We start from the raw sequence: 3656 nt of genomic DNA on the forward strand, positions 1-3656 counted from the left end.
GGGATGGTGGGTTACGGCGCACGGCGGCATTGCCGGGAATTATCGAATATCTTCCTAACGTGCGCCTAACCCACCCTACATCGCCATCACCTTCCCCAAATGCGCCAGAAACGCCTCGGCGTCCATATACCCCACCACCCGGAACGCCTTCCGTTCCTCCCGATCCGGCCCGAAGAACAGCGTCGCGGGTGGGCCGACCAAGCCGAAGTGGCGCATCAAGGCTTGATCCAGCTCGGCGTTGGCGGTCACGTCGGCCTGCAACAGCACCACCCCGCGTAAAGCCTCCCGCACCTTGGCGTCGGCGAAGGTGTAGCGCTCCATCTCCTTACAGGAGACGCACCAGTTGGCATAGAAATCCAGCATCACCCAGCGGCCCGCCGCCTCCGCCGCCGCGATTTCCCTATCCAATTCCAGCAGGGATTTGACCTTGCGGAACTCCGTCTTGCCGACCGGCGTTCCCGACGGTGTGGTGGCAGCGTACAAGCCGCGCAAGGGCTGCAAGGGGTCGGTGCCGTTCGAGGCCACGCCGATTAATAGCAACACGCCATAGGCCAGCATCGCCACGCCCACGCCCTTCCACAGCTTCCGCCAACCGGAGGCGTGCGGGGGCAGGGCGTCCAGCGCGCTCAAATAAATGGCGGGGATAATCAGCAGCAGCGCCCACAGGAACATCGTCGCGGCGGGCGGCAGAACCCGCTCCAGCAGCCACACGGCGATGCCCAGCAAGCCCACGCCGAACCCGGCCTTGACCGTATTCATCCACAGCCCGGCCTTGGGCAGCAGCTTGCCGGCGGAGGCGCCGATGGCCAGCAGCGGAAGGCCCATCCCCAGGCCCAGCGCGAACAAAGCCAAGCCACCCAGGATGGCGTCGCCGGTCTGGCCGATGTAGATCAACGCGCCCGCCAAGGGGGCCGCGACGCACGGGCCGACGATCAAGGCCGACAGCACCCCCATCACCGCCGCGCCGACCAGGGTGCCGCCGTGCTGCCTGTTGCTCAGCGCGGTGATTCTCGACTGGATGAATGACGGCATTTGCAGTGTGAACAGGCCGAACATAGACAGCGCCAGCACCACGAACAGGGCGCTGAATGCCACGATGATCCTCGGCTCTTGGAACATCGCCTGTAGATTGCCGCCGAACAGCCCGGCCAGCACGCCGAACACCGCGTAGGCGAGGGCCGAGGCGACCACATAGCTCAGCGACAGGAGGAATGCCCGGCGGGTGGTGATGGCGTGCCCGTGCCCGACCACGATGCCCGACAGGATGGGAATCATCGGGAAAATGCACGGCGTGAAGGCCAACAACAGGCCCATCCCCAGGAAGCTCGTCAGGGTCAGCCAGATCGAATCGCGCTGGAGTCCGGCCACCACTTCGCATTGCTCTGACACGGGGGCCGGTTCCACGAAGCCCGTGGGCGGGCCGATTTCGCACTCGCCCGCCGGGGCCGCGGACGCCGAGGCCGCGCCATCGCCCGCCGGTAATTCCAGGCTCACGGTCTTCTGAATCGGCGGATAGCAGACACCCCGGTCGGCGCAGCCCTGATAGCCCACTTGCAGACCGAGGGTCGCGGCCTGGGCGTCGGCGCGGGTCAGCGGCAGGTCGAAGCCGATGTCCCGGTGGTAGACCTCCACGGCGCCGAATTCCTCGTCATGCTTGGATTCGCCGTGGGGAATCTCGAACTGGCCCAGCGCAACGCCGTTCCCCGCCGACAGCGCGAACTTGAATTTTTCCCGGTAGAGGTAGTAGCCCTCGGCCACCCGCCAACTGACGTGCAGGGTGTGGGCGTCCTTGACCTCGGCGAGAAACCGGAAGGCTTCGTCCGGTGGCAGAAGCTCGTCCGCTTGGACGGCGGATTGAGCGCCCAGCGCCTTGAGCGCCTCGCCCAAATTGGCCGCTGGCGCCGCCGGGGTTCGGGGCTGAGTTTGGGCCGGGTCGGCGGGCCATTTGAGTGGCAGGGTCCGCTTATAGGGCGGGTAGCAAAGCCCCTTGTCGGCGCAGCCCTGCACGCTCACTTCCAGGGCCACGGTTTCCACCGCCGCGTCCTTGCGGGTCAGGGGCAGGCGGGCGTCCACGGCTTTGTGGAAAACCTCCATGTCGCCGAAATACTCGTCGTGCTTGATCTCGCCCTTGGGGAATTCGGCCTGCCCCAGCTCGACGCCGGGCGTCTGTGATTTGAACTTGAATTTCTGCCGGTACAGGTAATAGCCGTCGGCGATGTCCCAGTGGAATAGGACCGCGTTGCCCTCGATCTTGGCCGTGCCCCGGAACGCTTCCTCCACCGGCAAAAAGTCCCCGTTGTCGAGCGCGAGGGCCGGGACGGCATGAAGCCAGCAGAGAACGGGGAGCCAGAGAAAAAGTCGTAAGAACAAGGCGGGGCGTTTGGGGGCGGGCGGAGCTAGGGGGCGGGGTGTAGACATGCCGTGATCCATTGGAGGTAATCGACCGAACCGCGCTGGATAGGGACCGCGATGATTTCGGGAAGTTCATAGGGGTGGTTCGCCTTGAGGAAGGCTTCCAGCGCGTCGAAGGCGGCGGCTTCGGTCTTGATGAGCAGCAATTGCTCTGCCGCCGTCTCGATGTTGCCTTCCCACTCGTAGACCGAGGTCAAGCCGGGGACGATGTTGACGCAGGCCGCCCGGCGTTCCTTCACCAGCGCCTCCGCCAGTTGGCGGGCGGTGGGGGCGTCCGGGCAGGTACATAGAACTAGACAGTATTCGTTGGACATGGCAAAACAAGCCTTTGATTTTTTCAAAATTTTAAACGCATGAGGTCGGGATGAATATGGGTCGATGGTTATTGCTGGCCGTGCTGAGCCTGCCGGTGGTGGAGATTTATCTGCTGATAAAACTCATGGGCGCGCTCGGCTTCTTCCTTACCCTGACGCTGCTGCTGGGTGCCGCCGCGCTCGGGATGTTCCTGCTGCGCACCCAGGGCTTTTCCACCATGACGCGGGTCCAGCAGGCGATGGCGCGGGGCGAGGTGCCGGCCCGCGAGATGATCGAAAGCGGTCTGGTGGCGCTGGGCGGATTGCTGTTGCTGATTCCCGGCTTCCTCAGCGACATCTTCGCCCTGTTCTGCCTGGTCCCGGTCACCCGCCAGCGCTTGGCGCTGCGCATCTTGCGCGATTACGTTGGCCTCCGGCCCGCGACCGGCGAGCCGTCCCAAGACCGGCTGACCATCGAGGGCGAGTTCAAGCGGGAGGAATGAGCGGGTTTTCCCGCCCTACAGTAGTCGCAAATCTCTTCAAACACTTCCCGCTCTTCATCATTGGGGAAGTCGAACGCGGGCGGTTCCGGGGTTGGGTGGGTGGATTCGGATTCCAGGGAAGGAAGGTCAAGCCGTTGGGCGGGGCTGTTCATGGGTTTTTGTCTCTTTTGGTTGACGGGGTTGGAATCGCTCTGGGTGTACCGCCAAGCTTTCCCAAGGGGGCGAAATGCGTTTTTCGTGAAATGGCCAAAAGCCTTGCCAGCCGTGGCTTGCAGCGAGAACGCAAAAAACCATTAGGAGGTTGCTTATTTTGGTGGAACAGGTGGAGCAAAACGCTGTAAGCCGCGCCATCCGTGGCTTTAGGCGTTCCACCAAGGACGAAATTTGGTGGAATTTGTTCCACCAAACTTTTCCGTGGGTGGCCGATGGTTGAAAGCCAGTTCTGTTC

At 63.5% G+C, this 3656-nt stretch carries 4 protein-coding genes; 1 reads left to right on the forward strand and 3 read right to left on the reverse strand.

Annotated elements, in window-relative coordinates:
• Positions 1-75: 75 nt before the first annotated feature.
• Together dsbD and cutA are read right to left on the reverse strand one after the other, a co-directional pair.
• A complete protein-coding gene (dsbD, locus tag ACXWUF_RS20380) occupies positions 76-2418 on the reverse strand; it encodes a protein-disulfide reductase DsbD (protein ID WP_458496395.1) in 2343 nt (780 codons plus the stop codon).
• The gene (gene cutA, locus ACXWUF_RS20385) at positions 2397-2726 is read right to left on the reverse strand and encodes a divalent-cation tolerance protein CutA (protein ID WP_458496396.1); all 330 of its coding nucleotides are present in this window, start codon (positions 2724-2726) and stop codon (positions 2397-2399) included. Before cutA ends, dsbD begins: the two co-directional genes overlap by 22 nt.
• A 50-nt stretch (positions 2727-2776) precedes the next feature.
• On the opposite strand from cutA, the gene ACXWUF_RS20390 reads away from it, so the two are divergent.
• Complete coding sequence (locus ACXWUF_RS20390) at positions 2777-3208, forward strand: FxsA family protein (RefSeq protein WP_458496397.1); 432 nt, start codon at positions 2777-2779, stop codon at positions 3206-3208.
• A 148-nt stretch (positions 3209-3356) separates the two neighbouring features.
• Here the strand turns inward: ACXWUF_RS20390 and ACXWUF_RS20395 are convergent.
• On the reverse strand, positions 3357-3656 hold a 300-nt coding region (locus ACXWUF_RS20395; protein ID WP_458496398.1), incomplete at its 5' end, for a hypothetical protein.

It is taken from the genome of Methylomagnum sp. (assembly GCF_054333355.1).